The sequence below is a fragment of the Pseudomonas arsenicoxydans genome (assembly GCF_006438915.1).
In the GTDB taxonomy this organism is placed as follows: domain Bacteria; phylum Pseudomonadota; class Gammaproteobacteria; order Pseudomonadales; family Pseudomonadaceae; genus Aquipseudomonas; species Aquipseudomonas arsenicoxydans_A.
The window spans coordinates 290,317-315,387 of the sequence record NZ_RCZE01000003.1 but is presented as its reverse complement, the minus strand read 5'-3'; the positions used below and the strand labels follow the sequence as shown (position 1 = coordinate 315,387).

The following is a 25,071-nucleotide window of genomic DNA, read 5'->3' as shown; positions in this document are numbered from 1 at the left end:
CTCAAGCCATCTGCGCGGCAGCGGCGACGTCGGCAGGCTGCGAGGCCCGTACGGTGCGCCAGGTGTTGTAAGCCATCAGGAACATGCCGCTGAGGAAGATCGCCCCGCCCACCAGTCGCACGATGAAGCCTGGGTGGCTGGCCACCAGGGTTTCGACGAAGGAGTAGGTCAGCGTGCCGTCTTCGTTGATTGCGCGCCACATCAGGCCCTGGGCGATGCCGTTGACCCACATCGAGGCGATGTACAGCACGGTGCCGATCGTGGCGAGCCAGAAGTGCGCGTTGATCAGGCCGATGCTGTGCATCTGCTCACGGCCGAAGATTTTCGGGATCATGTGATACAGCGCGCCGATGGAAATCATCGCCACCCAGCCGAGCGCCCCGGCGTGAACGTGGCCGATGGTCCAGTCGGTGTAGTGGGAGAGGGCGTTCACAGTCTTGATCGCCATCATCGGCCCTTCGAAGGTCGACATGCCGTAGAACGCCAGCGACACCACGAGGAAGCGCAGGATCGGGTCGCTGCGCAATTTATGCCAGGCGCCCGAGAGGGTCATCATGCCGTTGATCATCCCGCCCCAGCTTGGCGCCAGCAGAATCAGCGACATCACCATGCCCAGCGACTGTGCCCAGTCCGGCAAAGCGGTGTAGTGCAAGTGGTGCGGACCGGCCCAGATGTACAGGGTGATCAGCGCCCAGAAGTGCACGATCGACAGGCGATAGGAATAGACCGGGCGCTCGGCCTGTTTGGGCACGAAGTAGTACATCATCCCGAGGAAACCGGCGGTGAGGAAAAAGCCTACGGCGTTGTGCCCATACCACCACTGGACCATGGCGTCGGTCGCACCGGAATACACCGAGTAGGACTTGGTGAAACTCACCGGCAACTCAAGGTTGTTGACGATGTGCAGGATCGCCACGGTGATGATGAACGCACCGAAGAACCAGTTGCCGACGTAGATGTGCTTGGTCTTGCGCTTGGCCAGCGTACCGAAGAACACGATGGCGTAGGCGACCCAGACGATGGTGATCAGAATGTCGATCGGCCATTCCAGCTCGGCGTATTCCTTGGAACTGGTGTAGCCCAGCGGCAGGCTGATCGCCGCCAACAGGATCACCAGTTGCCAGCCCCAGAAGCAGAACGCGGCGATCTTCGGCGCGAACAATTGAGTCTGGCAGGTGCGTTGCACCGAATAGAACGAACTGGCGAACAGGGCGCAACCGCCGAACGCGAAGATCACCGCGTTGGTGTGCAGCGGGCGCAATCGCCCGAAACTGGTCCATGGCAAATTGAAGTTGAGTTCGGGCCAGACCAACTGGGCCGCGAGAAAAACCCCGAGCCCCATGCCGACGATGCCCCACACCACCGTCATAATGGCGAATTGGCGGACCACCTTGTAGTTGTAGGCGGTACTGATAGAAGTGTTCATGGTTCCCCATCCACGGTTCAGCCGAAGTGAAGGCCTGTCTTTGCGAGTAAGCCGCACGGCAGACGCTCCCTTCGCCTGGAGTTATAGGCAGACTAAAAGCGAGGCAAGCATGGACAAAGAGCACAAGGCCAGTATTGACGGGGATCAATGGGCGCGGTGTGTGGGGGAACATGGATGGTTGTGGAATGCCGCCTCAGAACCGGCCTCGACGACGTTGATTCTCGCCCACGGCGCTGGCGCACCAATGGACAGTGGCTGGATGAGCGACATGGCTGAGCGCCTTGCTGCTCAAGGCGTCAATGTGCTGCGCTTCGAGTTTCCCTACATGGCGCAACGGCGCATCGATGGTGGCAAACGCCCACCGAACCCCGCCCCGAAACTGCTCGAGTGCTGGCGTGAGGTGTATGCCGTGGTGCGACGCCATGTCACTGGGTCTCTGGCCATTGGCGGCAAGTCCATGGGCGGGCGGATGGCGAGTTTGCTGGCGGATGAGTTGGGGGCGGATGCGTTGGTGTGTCTGGGGTACCCGTTTTATGCGGTGGGTAAACCGGAAAAGCCTCGGGTTGAACATTTGGCCGCGCTCAAGACGCGGACGTTGATTGTTCAGGGTGAACGGGATGCGTTGGGTAATCGGGAGGCCGTTGAGGCTTACACGTTGGCACCGAGTATCGAGGTGTTCTGGCTGGTGGCGGGGGATCATGATTTGAAGCCGTTGAAGGCTTCCGGGTTTACCCATGAGCAGCATTTGGCTGCTGCGGCGGGCAAGATAGCGGCATTTCTTCAGTAAGATTTTGCGGTGGCAGTCAGGGCCTCTTCGCGAGCAAGCCCGCTCCCACATTTGATCTCTGGTGCCCCCACGTGTGGGTTCACCGCAGATCCCCTGTGGGAGCGGGCTTGCTCGCGAAGAGGCCCTGACAGGCGACATCACTTTCAGGTTGGCAATAAAAAACCCGGAAGCTTTCGCTGTCCGGGTTTTTGGTCTTTCCACAACGATCAGCGGTTAAACCGCTCCACCAACGAATACTGGGTATTCGCGGTTTTCGTCAGTTCTTCACTCAACAGCGCCGAGTGTTGCGCCTGTTCCGAGGTCTGGTCCGCCAGCTGCGAAATGTTGCTGATGTTGCGGCTGATCTCTTCGGCCACCGCGCTTTGCTCTTCAGTCGCCGCCGCGATCTGGGTGGTCATGTCGGTGATGTTGGCTACCGCTTCGCTGATCCCCACCAGCGCCTGATCCGCTTCCAGTACCCGCGCCACACCTTCTTCGGCCTGGCGATGCCCGGCTTCCATGGTTTGCACGGCGGTGCTCGCCGTTTGCTGCAGCTTGGCGATCAGGGCGTGGATCTGCCCGGTGGATTCGCTGGTGCGTTGCGCCAGTTGGCGAACTTCGTCTGCCACCACCGCAAAACCGCGGCCCATCTCACCGGCGCGGGCCGCTTCGATGGCGGCGTTCAAGGCCAGCAGGTTGGTCTGGTCGGCTATGCCTTTGATCACATCGACCACGCCGCCGATTTCGTCGCTGTCCTTGGCCAGTTGAGTCACGGTCAGACCGGTTTCACCCACCACCACCGACAGGCGCTGGATGGCTTCGCGGGTTTCCCCGGCGATGTCGCGGCCGCGACCGGTCAGGCGATTGGCTTCCTGAGTGGCGTCGGCGGTGCGTTGTACGTGGCTGGCGACCTCCTGAGTGGTAGCGGCCATCTGGTTGACGGCGGTGGCCACTTGCTCGGTTTCGACGCGCTGACGTTCCAGGCCATTGGAGCTGTTATGCGCCAAGGCATCGGACTGTTTCGCTTGCTCTGTCAGGTGCTCGGCGGTGTCCTGCAGACGGGTCAGGCAGGTTTTCAGGCGGGCTTCCTGGCTGAGGATCGACATTTCCAGGCGGGCCTGCGCACCGCGGCTGTCGGTGTACATCTGCGCGATCAACGGGTCGGACGTGGTTTGCCCGGCCAGGACCAGCAGGCGCTTGAGTCCACGCTGCTGCCAGCTCAGCCCCATCAGGCCCAACGGCACCGAGAGGCCGGCCGCCAGTGCAAAGCCCCATTGCGACGTCAGCGTGGCGCCGATCATGAAGCTCAGCTGACTGACCAGAATGAACGGCAGCCAGTCCTGAAGCACCGGCAGCCATTTGTCACTCGATGGAATGGCGGACTTGCCCTGGTTGATGCGTTGGTAGAGCGCTTCGGCTCGCTGGATCTGTTCGGCGGTGGGTTTGATCCGCACCGACTCGTAACCGATGACCTGATTGCCCTCGAACACCGGCGTCACGTAGGCGTTAACCCAATAGTGATCACCGCTCTTGCAGCGATTCTTGACGATGCCCATCCATGGCAAGCCTTGTTTCAGAGTGCCCCACATGTGCGCGAACACCGCGGCCGGGACGTCGGGGTGACGGACCAGGTTGTGCGGTGCACGGACCAGTTCCTCACGAGAAAACCCGCTGATTTCGACGAACGCGTCGTTGCAGTAAGTGATCACGCCCTTGGCATCGGTGGTGGAAATCAACCGTTGCTGTGCCGGGAAGGTCCGTTCGCGTTGGGTAATGGGCTGGTTGTTACGCATGGCTTTTTCAATCCGCAAGGCTTTGAAAGGTTGTCGGCGCTGTCAGGAATTAGTTGAAATTATTTTTCAATAATCAGCACTGCGTCGCAAAACGCGCATTGCCTCAACCCGCGAGCATCGGATAGGTGAACAGCGCGAAGTGCAGCAGGTTCAGGCCGAAATGGGTGGCGATGGCGGCACCCAGACCGCCGAAACGATAGGCCAGGCCGTACCCGACACCGGCCAGGCTCGCCAACAGCACCCATTGCCAGCCTGCGCCTGCGTGCACCAGCCCAAACAACAACGAGGCCAGCAGCAGGGCGAGGTTTTCGCCGTAAGGCAGATGCTTGAATGAACGACTCAAACTGCCCTGGATGTAACCGCGAAACAGCGCTTCCTCGACCAGCGTGACCAGCAACAGATTGTTCAGCAGCCACAGCCAGGCTTGGTCAGGCCACTTCGGCGCCCAACTGATGATGCCCAGCAACAGCGCGCCACCCAAGGCCAGTACGGCACTCAGCGCCAGGGCGAGGACGGTGGCGTAAACCCCAAGGCGCCAGGAGCGCCGACCGACAATCCGTGGGCAAACCAACAGTAGCCAGAAGCCGATCAGTGGTTTGTCCTGATTCAGGTACATGGAAAACGGCACGGCATCAGGCGTGAGGTATTGAGGGGCGATCGCGCGACCGTTGAAGAAGCCCGGGAGCCAGTGCATCGCCAGCGCCATAGCCAGGATGATGAACAATCCGTGGCCGAGGTAGCGGGCGATCGGGAGTTTTTGCTGGCGAACGGCAGCGCCGGCCATTATCAGTAGGGCGATGGTGATCAAGGCCAGCCAGCTGAGTTGGCCGTAAGACAGTGCAAGGGCGAAGCCCATTGAGAGAAGGGCCAGGTAGGTCCATGGCAGGGCGATCATGTGAAGTCCTTGTGTACAAGTTTGCGGATCGCTTCGGTCCAATGTGGGAGCGGGCTTGCTCGCGAAGGCAGAGTGTCAGTCGACAGATGCATTGATTGATACACCGCCTTCGCGAGCAAGCCCGCTCCCACATGTGTTCGGTGTCGTTCACATTTTTGTATGCACGACATGGAATCCAGTGGGCGCGGATTATAGGGGCGCCAGCGGCACAAACAAAAACACCGCCCGAAGGCGGTGTCTTTGTCAGCAGGCTGTTACGAGGCAATCAACTGGCGCAGCACATAGTGCAAAATCCCTCCGGACTTGAAGTACTCGACCTCATTGAGCGTGTCGATCCGGCACAGCACTTCGATCTTTTCCTTGCTGCCGTCTTCACGGGTGATCACCAGCGTCAGGTTCATCCGCGGCGTCAGCTCCACACCAGTCAAACCGAGGATGTCCAGGGTTTCCTTGCCTGTCAGGTTCAGGCTCTTGCGGTTCTGATCCAATTTGAATTGCAACGGCAACACGCCCATGCCCACCAGGTTGGAGCGGTGAATCCGTTCGAAGCTTTCGGCGATGACCGCTTTCACACCCAGCAGGTTGGTGCCCTTGGCCGCCCAGTCGCGGCTTGAACCCGTGCCGTATTCCTGGCCTGCAATCACCACCAGCGGCGTGCCTGACGTTTGATAACGCATGGCCGCGTCGTAGATCGGCATCCTCTCCATGGTGGGAATGTAAAAGGTGTTGCCGCCTTCCTCGCCGCCGAGCATTTCGTTGCGGATACGAATGTTGGCAAAGGTGCCGCGCATCATTACTTCATGGTTGCCGCGACGCGAACCGTAGGAGTTGAAGTCGCGCGGCTCCACGCCTTTGTCGCGCAAATACTGACCGGCCGGGCTGTCGGCCTTGATGTTACCGGCGGGGGAGATGTGGTCGGTGGTCACCGAGTCGCCCAGCAGCGCCAACACCCGAGCCCCGACCACGTCCTTGACCACGGGCGGCGGGCCGCCGATGTCGTCGAAGAACGGCGGATGCTGGATGTAGGTCGAATCGTCCTGCCACACGTAGGTCGCCGCTTGCGGCACCTGGATGGCTTGCCATTGCTCGTCGCCGGCAAACACTTCGGCGTATTCCTTGTGGAACATCGCGGTGTTGACCTTACTCACAGACTCGGCAATTTCCTTGCTGCTCGGCCAGATGTCCCGCAAGTACACCGGATTGCCGTCCTTGTCATCGCCCAACGGCTCACTGCTGATGTCGATGCGCACAGTACCGGCCAGCGCATAGGCGACGACCAGCGGCGGGGAGGCCAGCCAGTTGGTTTTCACCAATGGATGCACGCGCCCCTCAAAGTTGCGGTTGCCCGACAACACCGAGGCAACGGTCAGGTCGGCGGCCTGGATAGCTTTTTCGATCGGCTCCGACAATGGGCCGGAGTTGCCGATGCACGTGGTGCAACCGTAGCCGACCAGCGCAAAACCCAGTTCGTCGAGGTATTGGGTCAGGCCCGCCGCCTTGTAATAGTCGGTGACCACTTTCGAGCCGGGCGCCAGCGAACTTTTGACCCACGGTTTGCGCTTGAGGCCTTTTTCCACAGCCTTTTTCGCCACCAGGCCCGCCGCCATCATCACGCTCGGGTTGGAGGTGTTGGTGCAGGAGGTGATGGCGGCAATCACCACCGCGCCGTTTTTCAATCGATAAATCTGACCGTCGTATTCGTAGTCGGCTTCACCGGCCAGGTCGGCATTGCCCACCGCGACACCGCCGCCGCCTTCACTTTCCAGGCGTCCTACTTCCTTGCTGGTGGGTTTGAATTGCAGGTCGATGAAGTCGGTGAACGCCTGCGCGACATTGGGCAGGGAAACTCGGTCCTGTGGGCGTTTAGGGCCGGCGAGGCTGGCCTCGACGCTGGTCATGTCAAGCGCCAGGCTGTCGGTGAAGATCGGTTCCTTGCCCGGCAGGCGCCACAGGCCTTGAGCCTTGCAGTAGGCCTCGACCAGTTTCACCGTTTCCGGTGGTCGGCCGGACAGGCGCAAATATTCCAGCGTCACGTCGTCCACGGGGAAGAACCCGCAGGTGGCACCGTATTCCGGGGCCATATTGGCGATGGTCGCGCGATCGGCCAGTGGCAGGTCGGCGAGGCCGTCGCCGTAGAACTCGACGAACTTGCCGACCACGCCTTTCTTGCGCAGCATCTGGGTGACGGTCAGCACCAGGTCGGTGGCGGTGATGCCTTCCTTGAGTTTGCCGGTGAGTTTGAAACCGATCACTTCCGGAATCAGCATCGACACCGGTTGGCCGAGCATCGCCGCCTCCGCTTCGATCCCGCCGACGCCCCAGCCGAGCACGCCGAGGCCGTTGATCATGGTGGTGTGGGAGTCGGTGCCGACCAGGGTGTCGGGGAAGGCGTAGGTGCGGCCATCCTCGTCCTTGGTCCAGACCGTGCGGCCGAGGTATTCAAGGTTGACCTGATGGCAGATCCCGGTGCCCGGCGGCACCACACTGAAGTTGTGGAAGGCGCTTTGGCCCCAGCGCAAGAACGCGTAACGCTCACCATTGCGCTGCATTTCGATGTCGACGTTCTGCTCGAAGGCGCTGGCACTGGCGAATTTGTCGACCATCACCGAGTGGTCGATCACCAGGTCCACTGGCGACAGTGGGTTGATGCGCTGCGGATCGCCACCGGCCTTGGCCATGGCGGCGCGCATGGCGGCCAGGTCGACCACGGCGGGAACGCCGGTAAAGTCCTGCATCAAAACACGAGCGGGGCGGTACTGGATTTCGCGGTCGGAGCGGCGCTCCTTGAGCCAGGCGGCAATCGCCTTGAGGTCGGCGCCGGTGACGGTTTTTTCATCTTCCCAGCGCAGCAGGTTTTCCAGCAGCACTTTCAACGACATGGGCAGCTTGTCGAGATCACCGATGCTCTTGGCGGCATCGGGCAGACTGAAATAATGGTAGGTCTTGTCGTCGACTTGCAGGGTTTTAAGGGTTTTCAGGCTATCGAGGGACGGCATTGAATGACTCCTTTTGGTCCGCACGGCTACGGACTGGCGGGACGGACAGAGCTCTTAACCTAGCCCTGTTTGGACGTTAAGGCTAATAACTGGACTCTATGGTTAAGTCCAAGGTTCCGAACTCGGCTATCATGCGCCGGTTTTCGTGACAGGCTTTGCTACAGGGCAAGTTTGCGCATCGATTCATTGCCGATTGCCCAGGAGATTCAATGAACACCCTCTTTATGCATTGCCGGCCGGGCTTCGAAGGCGAAGTCTGTTCCGAGATTGCCGAACACGCTGCCCGCCTGAACGTGGCCGGTTATGCCAAAGCCAAAACCGCCAGCGCCTGCGCCGAATTCATCTGCACCGAAGAAGACGGTGCCGAGCGCTTGATGCGTGGCCAGCGTTTCGCCGAGCTGATCTTCCCGCGCCAATGGGCGCGCGGGATCTTTATTGATCTGCCGGAAACCGACCGCATCAGCGTGATCCTCGCGCACATGGCGGACTTTGCGCTGTGCGGCAGCCTGTGGCTGGAAATGGTCGACACCAACGATGGCAAGGAACTGTCGAACTTCTGCAAGAAGTTTGAAGGTCACTTACGCAAGGCGCTGATGGCCGCTGGCAAACTGGTGGAAGATGCGCACAAACCGCGTCTGCTGTTGACGTTCAAGAGTGGCCGTGAAGTGTTCATGGGCCTGGCCGAGTCGAATAACTCGGCGATGTGGCCAATGGGCATTCCGCGCCTGAAGTTTCCGCGTGAGGCACCAAGCCGCTCGACGCTGAAACTGGAAGAGGCCTGGCATCACTTCATCCCGCGTGACCAGTGGGATGAGCGTCTGCACAGTGACATGACCGGCGTTGACCTCGGCGCTGCGCCCGGCGGCTGGACCTGGCAACTGGTCAACCGCGGCATGCTGGTGACCGCCATCGACAATGGCCCGATGGCCGAAAGCCTGATGGACACCGGTCTGGTGCAGCACTTGATGGCCGACGGTTTTACCTACAAGCCCCGGCAGCCGGTGGACTGGATGGTTTGCGACATCGTCGAGAAGCCAGCGCGCAACGCCGCGATGCTCGAAGAGTGGATTGGCGAGGGGCATTGCCGGGAAGCGGTGGTCAACCTCAAACTGCCAATGAAACAGCGTTATGCCGAAGTGAAGCGCTTGCTCGAGCGCATCGCCGATGGGTTCAAGGAGCGCGGCATTCGGGTTGAGATCGGCTGCAAGCAGCTGTATCACGACCGTGAGGAAGTGACCTGCCACCTGCGCCGGCTGGACGTAAAGAAACCGAAATCCCGCTGATACACGCAAACCCGCGTGTGTGGGCTTTTGTGGCGAGGGAGCTTGCTCCCGCTGGGCTGCGCAGCAGCCCTAAAACCAGAAGCCGAGATCTTCCGTTAGTCCGCATAGCCAGAACCGGGGCCGCTTCGCGACCCAGCGGGAGCAAGCTCCCTCGCCACAAACCCGGCAATGCGCGACAATGCCGGCCAGTTTCAGGAGTTGATCATGAGTGAAATGCTTGATACGCCGGTAGACGGCACCCTCGACGCCACCGGCCTCAACTGCCCGGAACCGGTGATGATGCTGCACCAGCACATTCGCGACCTGGTGCCCGGCGGCCTGCTCAAGGTGATCGCGACCGATCCGTCGACCCGTCGCGACATTCCCAAGTTCTGCGTGTTTCTTGACCATGAACTGGTGGCGCAGCACGAAGAGGCGGGCACCTATCTGTACTGGATCCGCAAGAAACTCGCTTAACCCGCCGAATGACTGATGCGGATCCGCTTGCGTGCGCTGCGCGCCAGGCGGATCGACAGCATCAGCGCCGCGCAACTCAAGCCCACGATCAAACCTTGCCACAGCCCGCTCGGGCCACTTGGCGCACCTAGCCAATCGGTCAGGCCCAGCGCGTAACCCACCGGCAAACCAATCCCCCAGTAGGCGAACAGGGTCAGGATCATCGTCACCCGCGTGTCCTGATACCCGCGCAATGCGCCGGCCGCCGTCACCTGAATGGCATCGGAAAACTGGAACAGCGCCGAGTACACGATCAGCATCGCGGCCACTCGAATCACTGTCGGGTCAGCGGTGTAGATCGCTGCAATGTGCTCGCGCAGCAACAGCATCATGCTCGCGGACAGGCAGGCATACGCCAGCGCCGTGCCCATGCCGACACCGGCGGCGAAACGCGCCTCGCGTGGTTCCTGTCGACCGAGGGCCTGGCCGACCCGCACCGTCACAGCCATGCCGAGGGCGTAAGGAATCATGAACACCAGCGAGCTGAAGTTCAGGGCGATCTGATGCCCGGCGACCACGTTGGCGCCGAGACTGCCGATCAGCAGCGCAATCACTGCAAAGATGCTCGACTCGGCAAACACCGCGATGCCGATCGGCAGGCCAATGCCCAGCAAGCGCTTGATCACCGACCATTGCGGCCAGTCAAAACGGCTGAACAACTGGCTCGACTGATACGCCGGCGCCCAACGCTCCCAACCGGCCATGCCCAGCGCCATCACCCACATCACAATCGCCGTGGCCCAGCCGCAGCCGACACCGCCCATGGCCGGTACACCGAAGTGGCCATAGATGAAAATGTAATTGAGTGGAATGTTCAGCGCCAACCCGCACAGGCCCAGCACCATCGCCGGACGCGTACGCCCCAGGCCATCACTGAAGCAGCGCAACACATGGTAGAAGGCGACAGCGGGCAAGCCGCTGGCGATGCCGTGCAGGTATTGCATGCACGGCCCGATCAATTCGGGATCGACCTTCATCATGTGCAGGATCGGCTCGGCGCTGAACAGCATGCCGGTCGCCATCAAACCCACCACCAGGGCGAGCCACAGTGCCTGACGCACAATCGGCCCGATTTCGCTGTGGGTGCCGGCGCCAAAGCGCTGGGCGACTTTTGGCGTGGTGGCCAGCAAGGTGCCGGTCATCAGCAGAAACACCGGCACCCAGATGGAGTTGCCCAGTGCCACCGCCGCCAGATCCCGAGGCCCGACCCGGCCCGCCATCACCGCATCGACGAACCCCATTGCGGTGGTTGCCAGTTGCGCGATCATGATCGGCAGCGCAAGGGTGAGCAGGTTTTTCAGCTCCAGGCGAACCCGGGCCGGGCGGGTGAGGGAGGTAGCGGCAAGGCTGTCGGTCACGGAATTCAAAGGCGAAACGTCCAAAGGTGTTGATGCGCAAGGCGAAGCATTCTACGCCCTGACGCAGCGGTCAGGAAAAGTCCTGTGTTAGGGATTTGTAATCAACAATCCAATGTCACGCCAGGCTCCATTGTGGCGAGGGGGCTTGCCCCCGTTGGGCTGCGAAGCGGCCCTAATCCAAGCAACATGATTTCAACGGGTGTTTGCGTGGGAAGACTTTGGGATTGCTGCGCAATCCAGCGGGAGCAAGCTCCCTCGCCACAGAGGGCGCGGTGACTTTAATGCTTGCTGGCTCACAAAGGTCATCTCCGCCTACACTGCCGATCCGCCAAAGGAGCCCACCATGCTGATTGTTGCCGACGAAAATATCCCGCTGCTTGATGCTTTCTTTTCCGGTTTCGGTGAAATCCGCCGGGTTCCGGGACGCTCCATCGACCGCGCCACCGTCGAGCAAGCCGATGTGCTGCTGGTCCGCTCGGTGACCAACGTCAATCGTGCCTTGCTCGAGGGCAGCAACGTGCGCTTTGTCGGCACGTGCACCATCGGCACCGATCACCTGGACCTGGATTACTTTCAGCAAGCCGGCATCACCTGGTCCAGCGCACCCGGCTGCAATGCCCGGGGCGTGGTCGACTATGTGCTCGGCAGTCTGCTGACCCTGGCTGAAATCGAAGGCGCTGACCTGACCCGGCGCACGTATGGCGTGGTCGGTGCCGGCGAAGTCGGCGGGCGTCTCGTCAAGGTCCTGCAAGGCCTTGGCTGGAACGTTCTGGTGTGCGATCCGCCCCGGCAGGCGGCTGAGGGCGGTGATTTTGTCAGCCTCGAACAGATCATCGAACAGTGCGATGTCATCAGCCTGCACACGCCATTAAAGAAGCACGGCGCGCAGTCGACCTGGCACCTGTTCGATAAAAAACGCTTGGGCCAGCTCAAGCCTGGCGCCTGGCTGATCAACGCCAGTCGTGGCCCGGTGGTCGACAACGCCGCCCTGCGCCAGGTGCTGCTTGAGCGCGAAGACCTGCAAGCGGTGCTCGATGTTTGGGAAGGCGAGCCTGAGGTCGACGTGCCGTTGGCTGAACTATGCGTGCTGGCGACGCCGCACATTGCCGGTTACAGCCTTGATGGCAAACAGCGTGGGACGGCGCAGATTTATCAGGCGTATTGCGAGTTTCTCGGGCAGCCGGCTCAGGTCAGCCTGAGTGATTTGCTGCCGGCGCCTTGGTTGTCGCAAGTGACTCTGCATGCGCAGGCTGATCCGGCGTGGGCGTTGGCCATGCTGTGCCGTGGTGTGTATGACCCGCGCCGTGACGATGCGGACTTTCGTCGCAGCCTGGTCGGCAATGTGAGCGAACAGCGTGCGGCGTTTGATGCGCTGCGCAAGCATTACCCGTCGCGTCGGGAGATTGATGGGTTGCAGGTGCGGATTGAGGGGGATTCGGCTGAGTTGCAGAAGATTGTGGCGGCTTTGGGGGCTTCGCTCATCTGAAACCGGGTTGGCTCCATCGCGGGCAAGCCACGCTCCTACAGGTCTTGGGTCGTTCGCTCACTGGGTGGATGACCCAAAATCTATGGGAGCGTGGCTTGCCCGCGATAGGGTGCGCAGCACCCTGAAAAAGCGCCCATAAAAAACCCGGCCAACCAGGGCCGGGTCAAGAAGACGTTGGCTATATCACTTTTCTTCGGCAGGCTTGACCAATCGCTTTTCCAGTTCGCGGCATGCGTCCTGGATCATGTCTTCAGTGATCGGTACTTCACGCCCTTCGGCATCGATAATCGAGCACCCCAGAGACTGGTGTGGCTGCGTGCGGATCACTTGAATCTTGTCTTCGCTGCTGTTTTGCAAGGACATGGCCTGTCTCCTCTTCAGGTGTGTGCCTACTTTAGAACCTTCAGGTGACCGGGCTATGACAACTCCCTGCGATCTTTCCCGAACGGCAACGTCACTCCACCAGAAATTTAAAAACGTTGCCACCCGGACTTTAGACCAATAGCGTCTAGGGCCTAGTCGTCGCGGTCATAATTAACCTGACTCATTGTGATTTACAGCGTTCACCCGCTGACCGTGTAGGCTGGTCATATCAACTGCGTACTGGATAACCCTGATGCTCTCTGCCCGTCACCGCCGCGCGATTCGCCTGACCCTTCGCTTTCTTGCGCCTTATCGCTGGCAAGCCTTTGGCGCGTTGCTCGCGTTGATTGTCACCGCCGGCATTACTTTGTCGATGGGGCAGGGCATTCGCCTGCTGGTGGATCAGGGGTTCATGACCCAGTCACCGCACCTGCTCAATCAGTCCATCGGCTTGTTCATGGTGTTGGTGGTGGGGCTGGCGATCGGCACCTTTGCGCGTTTTTACCTGGTGTCGTGGATCGGCGAGCGTGTGGTCGCAGACATCCGCCGGCAGGTCTTCAACCACCTGGTTTATCTGCATCCGGGTTTCTACGAAAACAATCGCAGTTCTGAAATCCAGTCGCGGCTGACCGCCGACACCACGTTGCTGCAATCGGTGATCGGCTCTTCGTTGTCGCTGTTCCTGCGCAATCTGCTAATGGTCATCGGCGGGATTGTGCTGCTGTTTATCACCAACCCCAAGCTCACCAGCATCGTAGTAATTGCGTTGCCGCTGGTGATTGCCCCGATCCTGATTTTCGGTCGACGGGTGCGCAATCTGTCGCGCCTGAGCCAGGACCGGATTGCCGATATCGGCAGTTATGTCTCCGAAACCCTCGGCCAGATCAAAACCGTGCAGGCCTACAACCATCAGGTCCAGGACGAGCAGCGTTTTGCCGTGACCGTGGAACAGGCGTTCGACACCGCGCGTAAACGCATCTTCCAGCGTGCCTGGCTGATCACGCTGGTGATCGTGCTGGTATTGGGCGCGGTGGGGGTGATGCTGTGGGTCGGCGGGATGGACGTGATTGCCGGCCGGATCTCGGCAGGTGAGCTCGCGGCGTTTGTCTTCTACAGCCTGATCGTCGGTAGCGCCTTCGGCACATTGAGCGAAGTGATTGGCGAGTTGCAGCGAGCAGCAGGTGCGGCCGAGCGGATTGCCGAATTGCTGCGTTCGGAAAACATCATCCAGCCGCCGACCACCGGTCTGGTGACCTTGCCAGAGCGAGTGAAGGGCGATCTGGTTCTACAGGACGTGCGATTTTCCTATCCGTCTCGACCCGAAAGTTACGCCGTCGATGGCTTGAATCTGACCATTAACGCAGGCGAAACCCTCGCGCTGGTGGGGCCGTCTGGTGCCGGCAAGTCCACCGTGTATGACCTGTTGCTGCGCTTTTACGACCCGGCCGCGGGGATCATCCTGCTTGATGGCGTGCCGTTGACCCAACTCGATCCACTCGACCTGCGTCGGAATTTTGCGCTGGTTTCGCAAAACCCTGCGCTGTTCTACGGCAGCATCGAAGAGAACATTCGCTACGGTAATCCGGGCGCAACCCTGGCCCAGGTTCAGGAAGCGGCAAAGATCGCCTACGCCCACGACTTCATCGAGCAAATGCCCCACGGTTACCAGACGCATCTGGGCGACGGCGGCCTCGGTTTATCTGGTGGTCAGCGCCAGCGCCTGGCCATCGCTCGCGCATTGCTGGTGGACGCGCCAATCCTGTTGCTCGACGAAGCCACCAGCGCCCTCGATGCCCAGAGCGAACACCTGATCCAGCAAGCCCTGCCCAGACTGATGAAAAACCGCACCACGCTGGTGATCGCCCACCGTTTGGCCACGGTGAAAAACGCCGACCGGATCGCGGTGATGGATCAAGGGAAGTTAGTGGCGGTGGGCACGCATCAGGCGTTGATTGCGAGCAATGCGCTGTATGCGCGGTTGGCGGCGTTGCAGTTCAGTGATGGGCATGTAGTCGCATGAATCAGAACTGCTGAAACGTGCAGTGTTCGGGCATTATGTCGACCTCTTTTTCGAGCCTGGATGAGGATATGAGCCGATATCAACCACCGTTGACCCTGACCACGAGAATGCTGACGCTGGTCGCAGAGATCAGTGAGCAAATCGGTCAGCTTACGGCTGTGGATGAGAGGCTGCAGACGCCTCAGTTACGTCGCAGCAACCGGATTCGTACGATTCAGGCGTCTTTGGCGATTGAGAATAATACCCTCAGCATCGAGCAGGTGACCGCTGTTCTGGCTGGGCGGCAGGTACTTGGCCTTCCGCGGGAAATTCAGGAAGTGCGTAACGCTTTTGCGGCCTATGAAGCCATGCCAGGGTGGCAATCGAGTAATCCGTCCGACCTGCTTCGGGCGCATGAATTGCTAATGGGCGGATTAATTGATGATTGCGGACAGTTTCGCCGTGCCGGTGTGGGCATTTACCGGGGGGGAAAATTAGTCCACATGGCGCCACCACCGAGTCGCGTTGCGCACTTGATGGATGATTTGCTGGCGTGGCTCGGCGAATCGGATTGGCATCCATTGATCGTAAGCTGCGTGTTCCACTATGAGTTTGAGTTCATTCATCCTTTCGCAGATGGGAATGGGCGAATGGGGCGACTCTGGCAAACCTTGATACTCAGTCGATGGCGGTCAATGTTGGCCTATTTGCCGGTCGAAGCGGTGATTCGAGAGCAGCAGGACGCTTATTACGCAGCGTTGTCGGCATCCGATCAATTGGCCGAAGCGACTCCTTTTGTCGAGTTCATGCTGCAAGCATTGAGTCTCGCATTGAAAGAAGCGACCCGAAGCGAGCCGGCAATCGACCAAGTAACCGACCAAGTAACCGACCATGTAGCGAAATTGCTCAATACCCTGCGAGACAGTCCCCCACTCAAGGTTAACGAGCTGATGGTGAGGGTCGGGTTGGCTCACAAGGCGACCTTAGGGCAAACTATCTCAAACCTGCATTGTTTGTTGGTTTGATAGAGATGACTGACCCGGATTCACCTCGCAGCCCGGCTCAGCGATATCGCCTGACCCAATTTGGTGAGAAAACCGTGGAACGGCTTTGATGGACTACTTCGCGGGTTGAGCTCCAAAAAAAGCCCGCATTTCTAAATGCGGGCTTTTTTTGCATCTGGTCGGATCACTGATCGTCAAAATACCGCTCATGCCAATCCACCAACGGCTGTGGCGAATTTAGCTTCTCGCCGTAGATCACCGAGTACGACAGCACGTTCTGCACATACTGACGGGTTTCGTCGAAAGGGATGCTTTCCACCCAAACGTCGAAGCTCAGGTGGTCTGCGCCGCGCAGCCACTGGCGTACGCGGCCGGGGCCGGCGTTGTAGGCGGCGGAGGCGAGGACGCGGTTACCGTTGAACTGGGCATGGACCTGGCTCAGGTACGCGGCGCCGAGCTGGATGTTTTTGTCCGGGTCGAGCACTTGCTGCGGCGAGGCCAGCGGAATGCTGAACTTGCGTGCGGTTTCCTTGGCAGTGCCGGGCATCAGTTGCATCAGGCCGCTGGCGCCGACGCCAGAGCGGGCGTCGTCCATGAAAGCACTTTCCTGGCGCGTAATGGCGAACACCCAGCTGGAGTGCAGGCCGCGTACTTTGGCTTCGCGGACCAGGGTTTCGCGGTGGGCCATCGGGAAGCGGATGTCCAGATCGTCCCAGTACTGCGCCTGGCTGATGGTGCGGATCGCCGGGAAATACCATTTCAGGTCGTAGGCCAGTTTCGCCTGCGCAACCATCTCGTCACGGTTGAAGTGACGGCTGACGTAATACCATTCGCGACGACCATCGACGACCTGTCCGCGGGCGTGGAACTCCAGTGCTCGACGGATACCCGGTGTGTTGCGCACCTTATTGATGGTGGCCTGGCTGAGTACCAGCGGCTTGTTGATCAGCGAGTAGGGCTGTTGCGAGCGGTCGGCGGCAAGGAAGCCATAGAAATCACGTTCGTGGGCGAGGCTCTTGTACAGCGTCTGCGCTTCCGGGTTTTGTGGCTGCGCCAGTTCAAGGGTGCGGGCCTGCCAGTAGCGCCACCGGTTGGTGGTCGCCAAGTCCTGTGGCAAGCGGCGAGACAACTGATAGGCATCGTCCCAGCGAGCCAGGCGAAGCAGCAGGCGCAGACGCCATTCGGACACGGTGTTGTCGCGCAGTTCCGGGTCGTATTTGGTCATGACGTCGAGCGCACGCGGGTCATAGCGTCGCGCCAGCGTCAGGCCGATTTCCCGGGCGATCGCCACTTTTTCGTCGCGGGAGAAGTGCATGCTGCTGGCATAGCCGTCGAGCAGGTCCATGGCCTTGTCCGGGTCTTGCTTGGCCAGGCGGCGCAGGCCGAGGCTGACCACGTCGGACATCGGTTCGTCAGCCGGGGTGAAGCGCGAAGGCTGGTTGAGCAGCTCGGGTTTTTGCGCCACATCGATCAGAAGACGACCGCGAGGGGCGAGGGTGGTCAGGCCGTTAACCAGACTGTTGGCCAGCGGATAATTGCGCGTCTGGGCGGCGAGCTTGGTGCGTTCCCAGCGTTTTTGTTCAGTCAGTTGACCTTCGGCAGCCCATTGCCCGAACAGCGCGTCGCAGGCAGCCGGTTGGGATTTGCCGGTCAGCCAGAGCTTGTTGGCGTTGGCATAGCCTTCGGTCTTCTGGTTGTGGCCAATCTGATACTGCGCATTCAGGCAGTCCAGTTCGGTGAAATTGAGCTTGGGGTCGTAATACTTGACGAAGGTCGCCCAGTCGCCGCGGTCGGCCAACCAGCGCAGCCAGCGCAATTTCATCCAGTTGGCTTGCGGCAGGTCACCGTGATCTGCGAGGAATTTCTCGATTTCGGCATTGCTGGCGGTTTTCAGGCGAGCGGTCAACTCGTCATAGGCCAGGTACGGCTCCAGCGGGTAATCACTGAGGGCCTGACTGTAGCGAAAGTAAGGACCGGTATCGCCTTTGGCCAGGGCGCGCTTGGCTTCATCGTAATATTGGCGCTGGGTGGACAGGTCCGCCGCCTGGGCTGATTGAACGGCAGTGGCAGAAAGAAGCAGGCAAGATAAAAGGCTGAAAAGGCGACTGCGCATGAGACGTCCGGGCAGAAAAAAACATGACAAGTGCGGGCATTGCCCGCACTGAATAATCTGTAGCTTAGCCTTTTGCCAGCAACGGGCGAAAGCTTTGCAGGCCTGTCAGCCCAAGTTCGTAACATTTGTTATGCAGAGTGCTTCGAGAGTGAAATTGCCGGCCTTCTGAAGCCTCAAGTCAGGTAGAATGCGCGCCCGGTTTTTGGAGAAGCTCATGACCCTGCTCAAATTCAGCGATGTGTCCCTTGCTTTCGGCGCTATGCCGTTGTTGGACAAGGTGTCCTGGCAGATCGCCCGTGGTGAGCGGGTGTGCATCATCGGCCGCAATGGCACTGGCAAGTCCAGCATGATGAAGCTCGTCAAGGGCGACCAGAAGCCCGATGAGGGCTCCGTTTGGCGCGCACCAGGCCTCAAGATCGGCGAATTGCCGCAAGAATTGCCGGTAGCCGACGAGCGGACCGTGTTCGACGTGGTTGCCGAAGGACTGGACGGTGTGGGCGAGCTGCTCGCGCAGTATCACCACCTGAGCCAGAACATCGTCACCGACGCCGACCTGGACAAGCTGATGCACGTCCAGCACGACCTCGAAGCCCGCGATGGCTGGCGTTTGCAGCAACTGGTCGACAGCACCTTGAGTCGTCTGCAGTTGCCCGCCGACAAGACCCTCGCTGAATTGTCCGGCGGCTGGCGTCGTCGCGTGCTGCTGGCTCAGGCCCTGGTTTCCGAACCGGACCTGCTGCTGCTCGACGAACCCACCAACCACCTGGATATCGGTGCCATCGCCTGGCTCGAAGAAGCGCTGAAGGATTTCCAGGGCGCCGTGTTGTTCATCACGCACGACCGTTCATTCCTGCAGAACCTCGCGACCCGCATCCTCGAACTGGATCGCGGTGGCCTGATCGACTGGAACGGCGACTACGCCAGTTTCCTCGTGCACAAAGAAGCCTCGCTGGCCGCCGAAGAAACCGCCAACGCGCTGTTCGACAAGAAACTGGCCCAGGAAGAAGTCTGGATCCGCCAGGGCATCAAGGCTCGTCGCACCCGTAATGAAGGTCGCGTCCGCGCATTGAAGGCTTTGCGCGTAGAGCGTAGCGAGCGTCGCGAGCGCACCGGCAAGGCGAACATTCAGCTGGACACCGCTGATAAGTCCGGCAAGCAGGTGATGGTCCTCGAAAACGTGAGCTTTGCTCACCCGGGCGGCCCGTTCCTGATCAAGGATTTCTCGATGGTCCTGACGCGCGGCGACCGTATCGGTCTGCTCGGCGCCAACGGTACCGGCAAGACCACACTGTTGAAACTGATGCTCAGCGGTCTGCAGCCAACCAGCGGCACAGTGGAAGAGGGGACGCGCATCGACGTGGCCTACTTCGACCAGTTGCGCCATCAGCTGGACCTGGAAAAGACTGTGATCGACAACGTGGCCGAAGGTCGCGACTTCATCGATATCGATGGTCAGAGCCGTCACGTGCTGAGCTACCTCGGTGACTTCCTGTTCAGCCCGCAGCGTGCCCGCACGCCGGTCAAGGCGCTGTCCGGTGGTGAGCGTGCCCGTCTGTTGCTGGCCAAACTGTTCAGCAAACCGGCAAACCTGCTGGTCCTCGACGAACCGACCAACGACCTCGACGTCGAAACCCTCGAACTGCTGGAAGAGGTCCTGCTGACCTTCAACGGTACCGTGTTGATGGTCAGTCACGACCGGGCATTCCTCGACAACGTGGTCACCAGCACCCTGGTCTTCGAAGGTGAAGGCAAGGTTCGTGAATACGTCGGTGGTTATCAGGACTGGCTGCGTCAGGGCGGCTCGCCGCGCCTGTTGGGCGTGACCGAGAGCAAGTCCGGCAAGGCTGACCTGACCTCCGCCGTTGTAACGGCTGAAGCGGCGCCTGTCGGTGCTGCGGTTGAAGCGCCGGTGGCGAAGAAGAAGCTTAGCTACAAGCATCAGCGTGAGCTGGAAATGTTGCCTGCTCAGATCGAAGCCATGGAACAGCAAATTGCGGCGGTTGAAGCGAAAATGGCTGACGCCGGGTTCTATCAGCGTCCTGCTGCCGAGACGGCTGCGGTGATTGAGCAGTTGGAGCGGTTGCAGGCTGAGCTCGACGTGATGGTCGAGCGCTGGGCCGAGCTGGATGCCTGATTGATCCCGTAACAAAAAAGCCCGGCGTTCAGTGATGAACGCCGGGCTTTTCGTATGGAGTGCGATCTACAGGTTCTGTGTTTCAGCGTTTGACTAGGTGCACCGCGAGCACATCGCATGGCGCACCGTGCAGCACGTCATTGGCGGTCGAGCCCAGCAGCAAGGCCAGGCCATGTCGACCATGGCTGCCCACCACGATCAGGTCGCAGGATTGTTCCTTGGCGAAGTGGTGGATTTCCTGGCGTGGCTGGCCGTAGGTCAGGTGGCAGTTGGCGCCCTCAAGCTCGGCGTATTTGAGCTTCAAGCGCTCAAGGCGCTCCTTGGCCTGATCGAACTGCTGTTGTTGCAGTTGTGACAGGTCCATGGGGACGTCGCCGCCAAAGGCCATGGCCATTGGCTCGACAATGTGCACCAGGGACAACTTCGCCCCGTTGCTCACAGACAGCTCGCGAGCGCGGTGGATTACAGGGTCGCACTCTTCGGTTAGATCTACAGCGACCAGAATATGGTTGTAGGGCATGAGGTGCTCCTCCTGAGGATTGCAATATTGGTAAGTATGGCTGGTTTCAAGCGCAATGGTTCCAAAGTGACTGTATGCGCTCATCAAGAATCGGGAGTACAGATATGACGGTCTGGATAGTGGTGTCAATCCTGTTGGTGGTGCTGAGTCCACTGGCATGGTTGCGACCGTCGCGCGGTCAGAGCGGGCGCATCGCCCTGCGCATGGAGGCGCGACGCATTGGCCTGGCCATGCAGCTGGCGCCTCAGGAGTGGCCGCACTGGTTGAGCCAGGAGCCGCCGAGCCCGTGCGCGCAGTACCATCGGCCGCGCCGTGGTAATCAGCCTGCGTGCTGGAGTTACTGGCAAAAATCACCGGGTGTGTGGGTGAATCAGTGGCAGGAGGTTTGCGAGGATCGAGCGTTGCTCAATCATTTCGAAAAATTGCCAGCCAACGTCTACAAGGTCGAGGCGGACAAGCAGATGATCACCTTGTATTGGGGGGAGAAGGGTGAGGCGACTGTTTTGCAGGACATTGACGCCGTGCTGAAAGCTCTGGCATGAGTTGAGGACATTTCGCGCTGCAATGGCGCGAATGGTCCGACAGACAGGCAATAAAAAGCCCGACATCATCATCGGGCTGGGGTTGGCCAGGCAGGCCGGTAATTCGCTGTAGGGCTGATCTTACGCCGGGCATTCGCCAAGCGCGTTCATCTGGTTCATGCCAGCGTAGCTTGTTAAACGCGGGCTGCAGCGGATTAGGGCGACTTTTCTAACTATTGATTCTATGAATGAGTTCGCATGCATCTGCGTGTTGAAGATCTTCGTAGTACGGAAGTGACCGCAAAGTCGCGTTTCAACCCGTATTTTGGGCGATTGACAATTGTCGGAAATTCCGTGAAGGTGGCGTACCCAAATCAAACGGGCGTATGAATTGAGCGTTTGTATTTCAGATCGCTCCTACAGAATCCCGACTATCGCGTTGGAGGGTGTGCCGGGTGGATTGGCGTAGCATTGACGTTTAACGTCCTGCCGAGCCATTCGCCTGCGTCCGACGTGTACTGTTCAGCTTCCATATCGTGGAGATCAGTTGATGATTTACGAAGGTAAAGCCATCACGGTTAAGGCTCTTGAAAGTGGCATCGTCGAATTGAAATTCGACCTCAAGGGTGAGTCCGTCAACAAGTTCAACCGTCTAACCCTGAACGAACTGCGTCAGGCTGTGGACACCATCAAGGCAGATGCTTCGATCAAGGGCGTGATCGTCAGCAGTGGCAAGGACGTGTTCATCGTCGGCGCCGACATCACCGAATTTGTCGAAAACTTCAAGCTGCCTGATGCCGAGCTCGTTGCTGGCAATCTGGAAGCCAACAAGATTTTCAGCGATTTCGAAGACCTCAACGTCCCGACTGTCGCAGCAATCAACGGTATCGCCCTGGGTGGCGGTCTGGAGATGTGCCTGGCGGCGGACTACCGCGTCATGTCCACCAAGGCCAAGATCGGTCTGCCGGAAGTCAAACTGGGCATCTACCCGGGCTTCGGCGGTACCGTGCGTCTGCCACGCCTGATCGGTGCCGACAACGCCATCGAGTGGATTGCCGCGGGTAAGGAAAACCGTCCTGAAGACGCGCTGAAAGTCGGCGCAGTGGATGCCGTGGTTGCGCCTGAGAAACTGCAGGAAGCGGCCCTGGAACTGATCAAGCGCGCCATTTCCGGCGAGTTCGACCACAAGGCCAAGCGTCAACCGAAGCTGGAAAAGCTGAAGCTGAACGCAATCGAACAAATGATGGCTTTCGAAACCGCCAAAGGTTTCGTCGCCGGTCAGGCTGGCCCGAACTACCCGGCGCCGGTTGAAGCGATCAAGACCATTCAGAAAGCCGCGAACTTCGGTCGCGACAAAGCACTGGAAGTCGAAGCCGCCGGTTTCGTCAAGCTGGCCAAGACCTCTGCCGCGCAGAGCTTGATCGGTCTGTTCCTGAACGATCAGGAACTGAAGAAGAAGGCCAAGGCCTACGACGAAATCGCCAAGGACGTGAAGCAGGCTGCCGTATTGGGCGCCGGCATCATGGGGGGCGGTATCGCTTATCAGTCGGCCTCCAAAGGTACGCCGATCCTGATGAAAGACATCAACGAGCACGGCATCGAGCAAGGCTTGGCTGAAGCCGCCAAGCTGCTGGTGGGCCGCGTTGATAAAGGTCGCATGACCCCGGCGAAAATGGCTGAAGTACTTAACGGCATTCGTCCGACTCTGTCCTACGGTGATTTCGGTCACGTGGATCTGGTGGTTGAAGCGGTTGTCGAGAACCCGAACGTCAAGCAGAAGGTTTTGGCTGAAGTCGAAGACAAGGTCAAAGAGGACACCATCCTCGCGTCCAACACCTCGACCATTTCCATCACCTTGCTGGCCAAGGCCCTCAAGCGTCCGGAAAACTTCGTTGGCATGCACTTCTTCAACCCAGTGCACATGATGCCGCTGGTTGAAGTGATTCGTGGCGAGAAGTCCAGCGAGCTGGCTGTTGCCACCACGGTTGCCTACGCCAAGAAAATGGGCAAGAACCCGATCGTCGTCAACGACTGCCCGGGCTTCCTGGTCAACCGCGTACTGTTCCCGTACTTCGGCGGTTTCGCCAAACTGGTCAGCGCCGGTGTGGACTTCGTCCGTATCGACAAGGTCATGGAAAAATTCGGCTGGCCAATGGGCCCGGCGTACCTGATGGACGTGGTCGGCATTGACACCGGCCACCACGGTCGTGACGTGATGGCTGAAGGCTTCCCGGACCGCATGAAAGACGACCGCCGCACCGCGATCGACGTGCTCTACGAAGCCAAGCGCCTGGGCCAGAAGAACGGCAAGGGCTTCTACGCCTACGAAACCGACAAGCGCGGCAAGCAGAAGAAAGTCGCCGATCCATCGGTGCTGGAAGTGCTCAAGCCGATCGTTTACGAGCAGCGCGAAGTCACTGACGAAGACATTATCAACTGGATGATGGTCCCGCTGTGCCTGGAAACCGTGCGTTGCCTGGAAGACGGCATCGTCGAAACTGCTGCCGAAGCCGACATGGGTCTGGTCTACGGTATTGGTTTCCCTCCATTCCGTGGCGGTGCGCTGCGCTACATCGACTCGATCGGTGTTGCCGAGTTCGTTGCCCTGGCTGACCAGTACGCTGATTTGGGCGCGCTGTACCACCCGACCGCAAAACTGCGTGAAATGGCCAAAACCGGCCAACGGTTCTTCGGTTAAGCGTCCCAACACTTGAGCGAGAGTGAAATTTTATGAGCTTGAATCCAAGAGACGTCGTGATTGTCGACTTCGGTCGTACTCCGATGGGCCGCTCCAAGGGCGGCATGCACCGCAACACCCGCGCCGAAGACATGTCGGCGCACCTGATCAGCAAATTGCTGGAACGCAACGTCAAGGTTGACCCGAACGAAGTCGAAGACGTGATCTGGGGCTGCGTAAACCAGACCCTGGAACAGGGCTGGAACATCGCGCGCATGGCGTCCCTGATGACTCAGATCCCACACACTGCTGCCGGTCAGACCGTCAGCCGTCTGTGTGGCTCGTCGATGAGCGCGCTGCACACTGCCGCGCAAGCGATCATGACCGGCAACGGTGACGTGTTTGTCGTCGGCGGCGTCGAGCATATGGGTCATGTGAGCATGATGCACGGTGTCGATCCGAATCCGCACATGTCCCTGTACGCGGCGAAAGCCTCGGGCATGATGGGCCTGACCGCTGAAATGCTGGGCAAAATGCACGGCATCACTCGCGAACAACAGGACGCGTTCGGCGTGCGTTCCCACCAGCTCGCCCATAAGGCGACCCTGGAAGGTAAGTTCAAAGACGAAATCATCCCGATGCAGGGCTACGACGAGAACGGTTTCCTGAAACTGTTCGACTACGACGAAACCATTCGTCCGGAAACCACCCTGGAAAGCCTGGCGGCTCTGAAGCCAGCGTTTAATCCAAAGGGCGGCACCGTGACAGCGGGTACTTCGTCGCAAATCACCGACGGTGCTTCGTGCATGATCGTGATGTCGGCGCAGCGTGCTCAGGACCTGGGCATCCAGCCTATGGCCGTCATCCGTTCGATGGCAGTGGCAGGTGTGGACCCGGCAATCATGGGCTATGGTCCAGTACCGGCTACACAAAAAGCACTGAAACGCGCGGGCCTTGGCATTAACGATATCGACTTCTTCGAGCTCAACGAAGCTTTCGCCGCACAGGCCCTGCCAGTGCTGAAAGATCTGAAAGTTCTCGACAAGATGAACGAGAAGGTTAACCTGCACGGCGGCGCAATCGCCCTGGGTCACCCGTTCGGTTGTTCCGGTGCACGTATCTCCGGCACGCTGTTGAACGTGATGAAGCAAAATGGCGGCACCTTCGGGGTGGCTACCATGTGCATTGGTCTCGGCCAAGGCATCTCCACCGTCTTCGAACGCGTTTAAGCGATCCGTTGAC

General features: G+C 59.7%; 17 protein-coding genes and 1 pseudogene. 10 read left to right on the top strand and 8 right to left on the bottom strand.

From position 1 onward, the window contains the following. Position 1: 1 nt before the first annotated feature. Positions 2-1,426, bottom strand: coding sequence for a cytochrome-c oxidase, cbb3-type subunit I (ccoN, locus tag EAH78_RS08095; protein ID WP_140667107.1), 1,425 nt, complete (start codon positions 1,424-1,426; stop codon positions 2-4). Between the two features lie 109 nt (positions 1,427-1,535). On the opposite strand from ccoN, the gene EAH78_RS08090 reads away from it, so the two are divergent. Next, entirely contained in the window at positions 1,536-2,213 is a 678-nt protein-coding gene (locus tag EAH78_RS08090; RefSeq protein WP_140667106.1) for an alpha/beta family hydrolase, read from the top strand. Between the two features lie 206 nt (positions 2,214-2,419). Here EAH78_RS08090 and EAH78_RS08085 read toward each other — a convergent pair whose 3' ends face one another. From EAH78_RS08085 to acnA, 3 genes are all read right to left on the bottom strand, one after another. After that, positions 2,420-3,985, bottom strand: coding sequence for a methyl-accepting chemotaxis protein (locus EAH78_RS08085; protein ID WP_140667105.1), 1,566 nt, complete (start codon positions 3,983-3,985; stop codon positions 2,420-2,422). Between the two features lie 103 nt (positions 3,986-4,088). Next, positions 4,089-4,880, bottom strand: coding sequence for a CPBP family intramembrane glutamic endopeptidase (locus EAH78_RS08080; RefSeq protein WP_140667104.1), 792 nt, complete (start codon positions 4,878-4,880; stop codon positions 4,089-4,091). A gap of 254 nt (positions 4,881-5,134) precedes the next feature. Beyond that, a complete protein-coding gene (acnA, locus tag EAH78_RS08070; protein ID WP_140667103.1) occupies positions 5,135-7,876 on the bottom strand; it encodes an aconitate hydratase AcnA in 2,742 nt (913 codons plus the stop codon). Positions 7,877-8,085: 209 nt separating this feature from the next. On the opposite strand from acnA, the gene rlmM reads away from it, so the two are divergent. Beyond that, entirely contained in the window at positions 8,086-9,159 is a 1,074-nt protein-coding gene (gene rlmM, locus EAH78_RS08065; protein ID WP_140667102.1) for a 23S rRNA (cytidine(2498)-2'-O)-methyltransferase RlmM, read from the top strand. A gap of 204 nt (positions 9,160-9,363) precedes the next feature. Further along, a complete protein-coding gene (gene tusA / locus EAH78_RS08055; protein WP_007945068.1) occupies positions 9,364-9,615 on the top strand; it encodes a sulfurtransferase TusA in 252 nt (83 codons plus the stop codon). Here tusA and EAH78_RS08050 read toward each other — a convergent pair. Then, a complete protein-coding gene (locus EAH78_RS08050; RefSeq protein WP_140667101.1) occupies positions 9,612-11,021 on the bottom strand; it encodes an MATE family efflux transporter in 1,410 nt (469 codons plus the stop codon). The genes tusA and EAH78_RS08050 overlap by 4 nt on opposite strands. A 334-nt stretch (positions 11,022-11,355) precedes the next feature. Here EAH78_RS08050 and pdxB point away from each other — a divergent pair, with 334 nt between their 5' ends. Next, on the top strand, positions 11,356-12,498 hold the full coding sequence (gene pdxB, locus EAH78_RS08040) for a 4-phosphoerythronate dehydrogenase PdxB (RefSeq protein WP_140667100.1): 1,143 nt from the start codon (positions 11,356-11,358) through the stop codon (positions 12,496-12,498). Between the two features lie 183 nt (positions 12,499-12,681). Here the strand turns inward: pdxB and EAH78_RS08035 are convergent, their stop codons facing one another. After that, entirely contained in the window at positions 12,682-12,861 is a 180-nt protein-coding gene (locus tag EAH78_RS08035; RefSeq protein ID WP_140667099.1) for a PA1571 family protein, read from the bottom strand. Positions 12,862-13,114: 253 nt separating this feature from the next. Between EAH78_RS08035 and EAH78_RS08030 the strand changes: the two genes are divergently transcribed. Then, positions 13,115-14,881, top strand: coding sequence for an ABC transporter transmembrane domain-containing protein (locus EAH78_RS08030; protein WP_140667098.1), 1,767 nt, complete (start codon positions 13,115-13,117; stop codon positions 14,879-14,881). A 68-nt stretch (positions 14,882-14,949) separates the two neighbouring features. Further along, positions 14,950-15,974, top strand: a pseudogene (locus EAH78_RS08025) (Fic family protein). A 74-nt stretch (positions 15,975-16,048) separates the two neighbouring features. Here EAH78_RS08025 and EAH78_RS08020 read toward each other — a convergent pair. Next, positions 16,049-17,977 carry a transglycosylase SLT domain-containing protein gene (locus EAH78_RS08020; RefSeq protein WP_140667097.1) on the bottom strand — a complete coding sequence of 643 codons (1,929 nt, stop codon included), beginning with the start codon at positions 17,975-17,977 and terminating at the stop codon, positions 16,049-16,051. A 214-nt stretch (positions 17,978-18,191) separates the two neighbouring features. On the opposite strand from EAH78_RS08020, the gene EAH78_RS08015 reads away from it, so the two are divergent. After that, the gene (locus EAH78_RS08015; protein WP_140667096.1) at positions 18,192-20,111 is read left to right on the top strand and encodes an ATP-binding cassette domain-containing protein; all 1,920 of its coding nucleotides are present in this window, start codon (positions 18,192-18,194) and stop codon (positions 20,109-20,111) included. 82 nt (positions 20,112-20,193) lie between these two features. Here the strand turns inward: EAH78_RS08015 and EAH78_RS08010 are convergent, their stop codons facing one another. Next, the gene (locus tag EAH78_RS08010; RefSeq protein WP_140667095.1) at positions 20,194-20,631 is read right to left on the bottom strand and encodes a universal stress protein; all 438 of its coding nucleotides are present in this window, start codon (positions 20,629-20,631) and stop codon (positions 20,194-20,196) included. A 104-nt stretch (positions 20,632-20,735) separates the two neighbouring features. On the opposite strand from EAH78_RS08010, the gene EAH78_RS08005 reads away from it, so the two are divergent. The 3 genes from EAH78_RS08005 (at position 20,736) to fadA (ending at position 25,058) form a co-directional block, all read left to right on the top strand. After that, on the top strand, positions 20,736-21,173 hold the full coding sequence (locus tag EAH78_RS08005) for a hypothetical protein (protein WP_140667094.1): 438 nt from the start codon (positions 20,736-20,738) through the stop codon (positions 21,171-21,173). Between the two features lie 529 nt (positions 21,174-21,702). After that, positions 21,703-23,850: a fatty acid oxidation complex subunit alpha FadB gene (gene fadB / locus EAH78_RS08000; RefSeq protein ID WP_140667093.1), complete on the top strand. Its 2,148-nt coding sequence runs from the start codon at positions 21,703-21,705 to the stop codon at positions 23,848-23,850. Between the two features lie 32 nt (positions 23,851-23,882). Next, positions 23,883-25,058, top strand: coding sequence for an acetyl-CoA C-acyltransferase FadA (gene fadA, locus EAH78_RS07995; protein ID WP_007944141.1), 1,176 nt, complete (start codon positions 23,883-23,885; stop codon positions 25,056-25,058). Positions 25,059-25,071 lie beyond the last annotated feature (13 nt).

What these genes read in the sequence shown, in the direction of transcription:
- ccoN (WP_140667107.1), bottom strand. Translation starts at nt 1,426, where the DNA reads ATGAACACTTCTATCAGTACCGCCTACAACTACAAGGTGGTCCGCCAA.
- EAH78_RS08090 (WP_140667106.1), top strand. Translation starts at nt 1,536, where the DNA reads ATGGACAAAGAGCACAAGGCCAGTATTGACGGGGATCAATGGGCGCGG.
- EAH78_RS08085 (WP_140667105.1), bottom strand. Translation starts at nt 3,985, where the DNA reads ATGCGTAACAACCAGCCCATTACCCAACGCGAACGGACCTTCCCGGCA.
- EAH78_RS08080 (WP_140667104.1), bottom strand. Translation starts at nt 4,880, where the DNA reads ATGATCGCCCTGCCATGGACCTACCTGGCCCTTCTCTCAATGGGCTTC.
- acnA (WP_140667103.1), bottom strand. Translation starts at nt 7,876, where the DNA reads ATGCCGTCCCTCGATAGCCTGAAAACCCTTAAAACCCTGCAAGTCGAC.
- rlmM (WP_140667102.1), top strand. Translation starts at nt 8,086, where the DNA reads ATGAACACCCTCTTTATGCATTGCCGGCCGGGCTTCGAAGGCGAAGTC.
- tusA (WP_007945068.1), top strand. Translation starts at nt 9,364, where the DNA reads ATGAGTGAAATGCTTGATACGCCGGTAGACGGCACCCTCGACGCCACC.
- pdxB (WP_140667100.1), top strand. Translation starts at nt 11,356, where the DNA reads ATGCTGATTGTTGCCGACGAAAATATCCCGCTGCTTGATGCTTTCTTT.
- EAH78_RS08035 (WP_140667099.1), bottom strand. Translation starts at nt 12,861, where the DNA reads ATGTCCTTGCAAAACAGCAGCGAAGACAAGATTCAAGTGATCCGCACG.
- EAH78_RS08030 (WP_140667098.1), top strand. Translation starts at nt 13,115, where the DNA reads ATGCTCTCTGCCCGTCACCGCCGCGCGATTCGCCTGACCCTTCGCTTT.
- EAH78_RS08020 (WP_140667097.1), bottom strand. Translation starts at nt 17,977, where the DNA reads ATGCGCAGTCGCCTTTTCAGCCTTTTATCTTGCCTGCTTCTTTCTGCC.
- EAH78_RS08015 (WP_140667096.1), top strand. Translation starts at nt 18,192, where the DNA reads ATGACCCTGCTCAAATTCAGCGATGTGTCCCTTGCTTTCGGCGCTATG.
- EAH78_RS08010 (WP_140667095.1), bottom strand. Translation starts at nt 20,631, where the DNA reads ATGCCCTACAACCATATTCTGGTCGCTGTAGATCTAACCGAAGAGTGC.
- EAH78_RS08005 (WP_140667094.1), top strand. Translation starts at nt 20,736, where the DNA reads ATGACGGTCTGGATAGTGGTGTCAATCCTGTTGGTGGTGCTGAGTCCA.
- fadB (WP_140667093.1), top strand. Translation starts at nt 21,703, where the DNA reads ATGATTTACGAAGGTAAAGCCATCACGGTTAAGGCTCTTGAAAGTGGC.
- fadA (WP_007944141.1), top strand. Translation starts at nt 23,883, where the DNA reads ATGAGCTTGAATCCAAGAGACGTCGTGATTGTCGACTTCGGTCGTACT.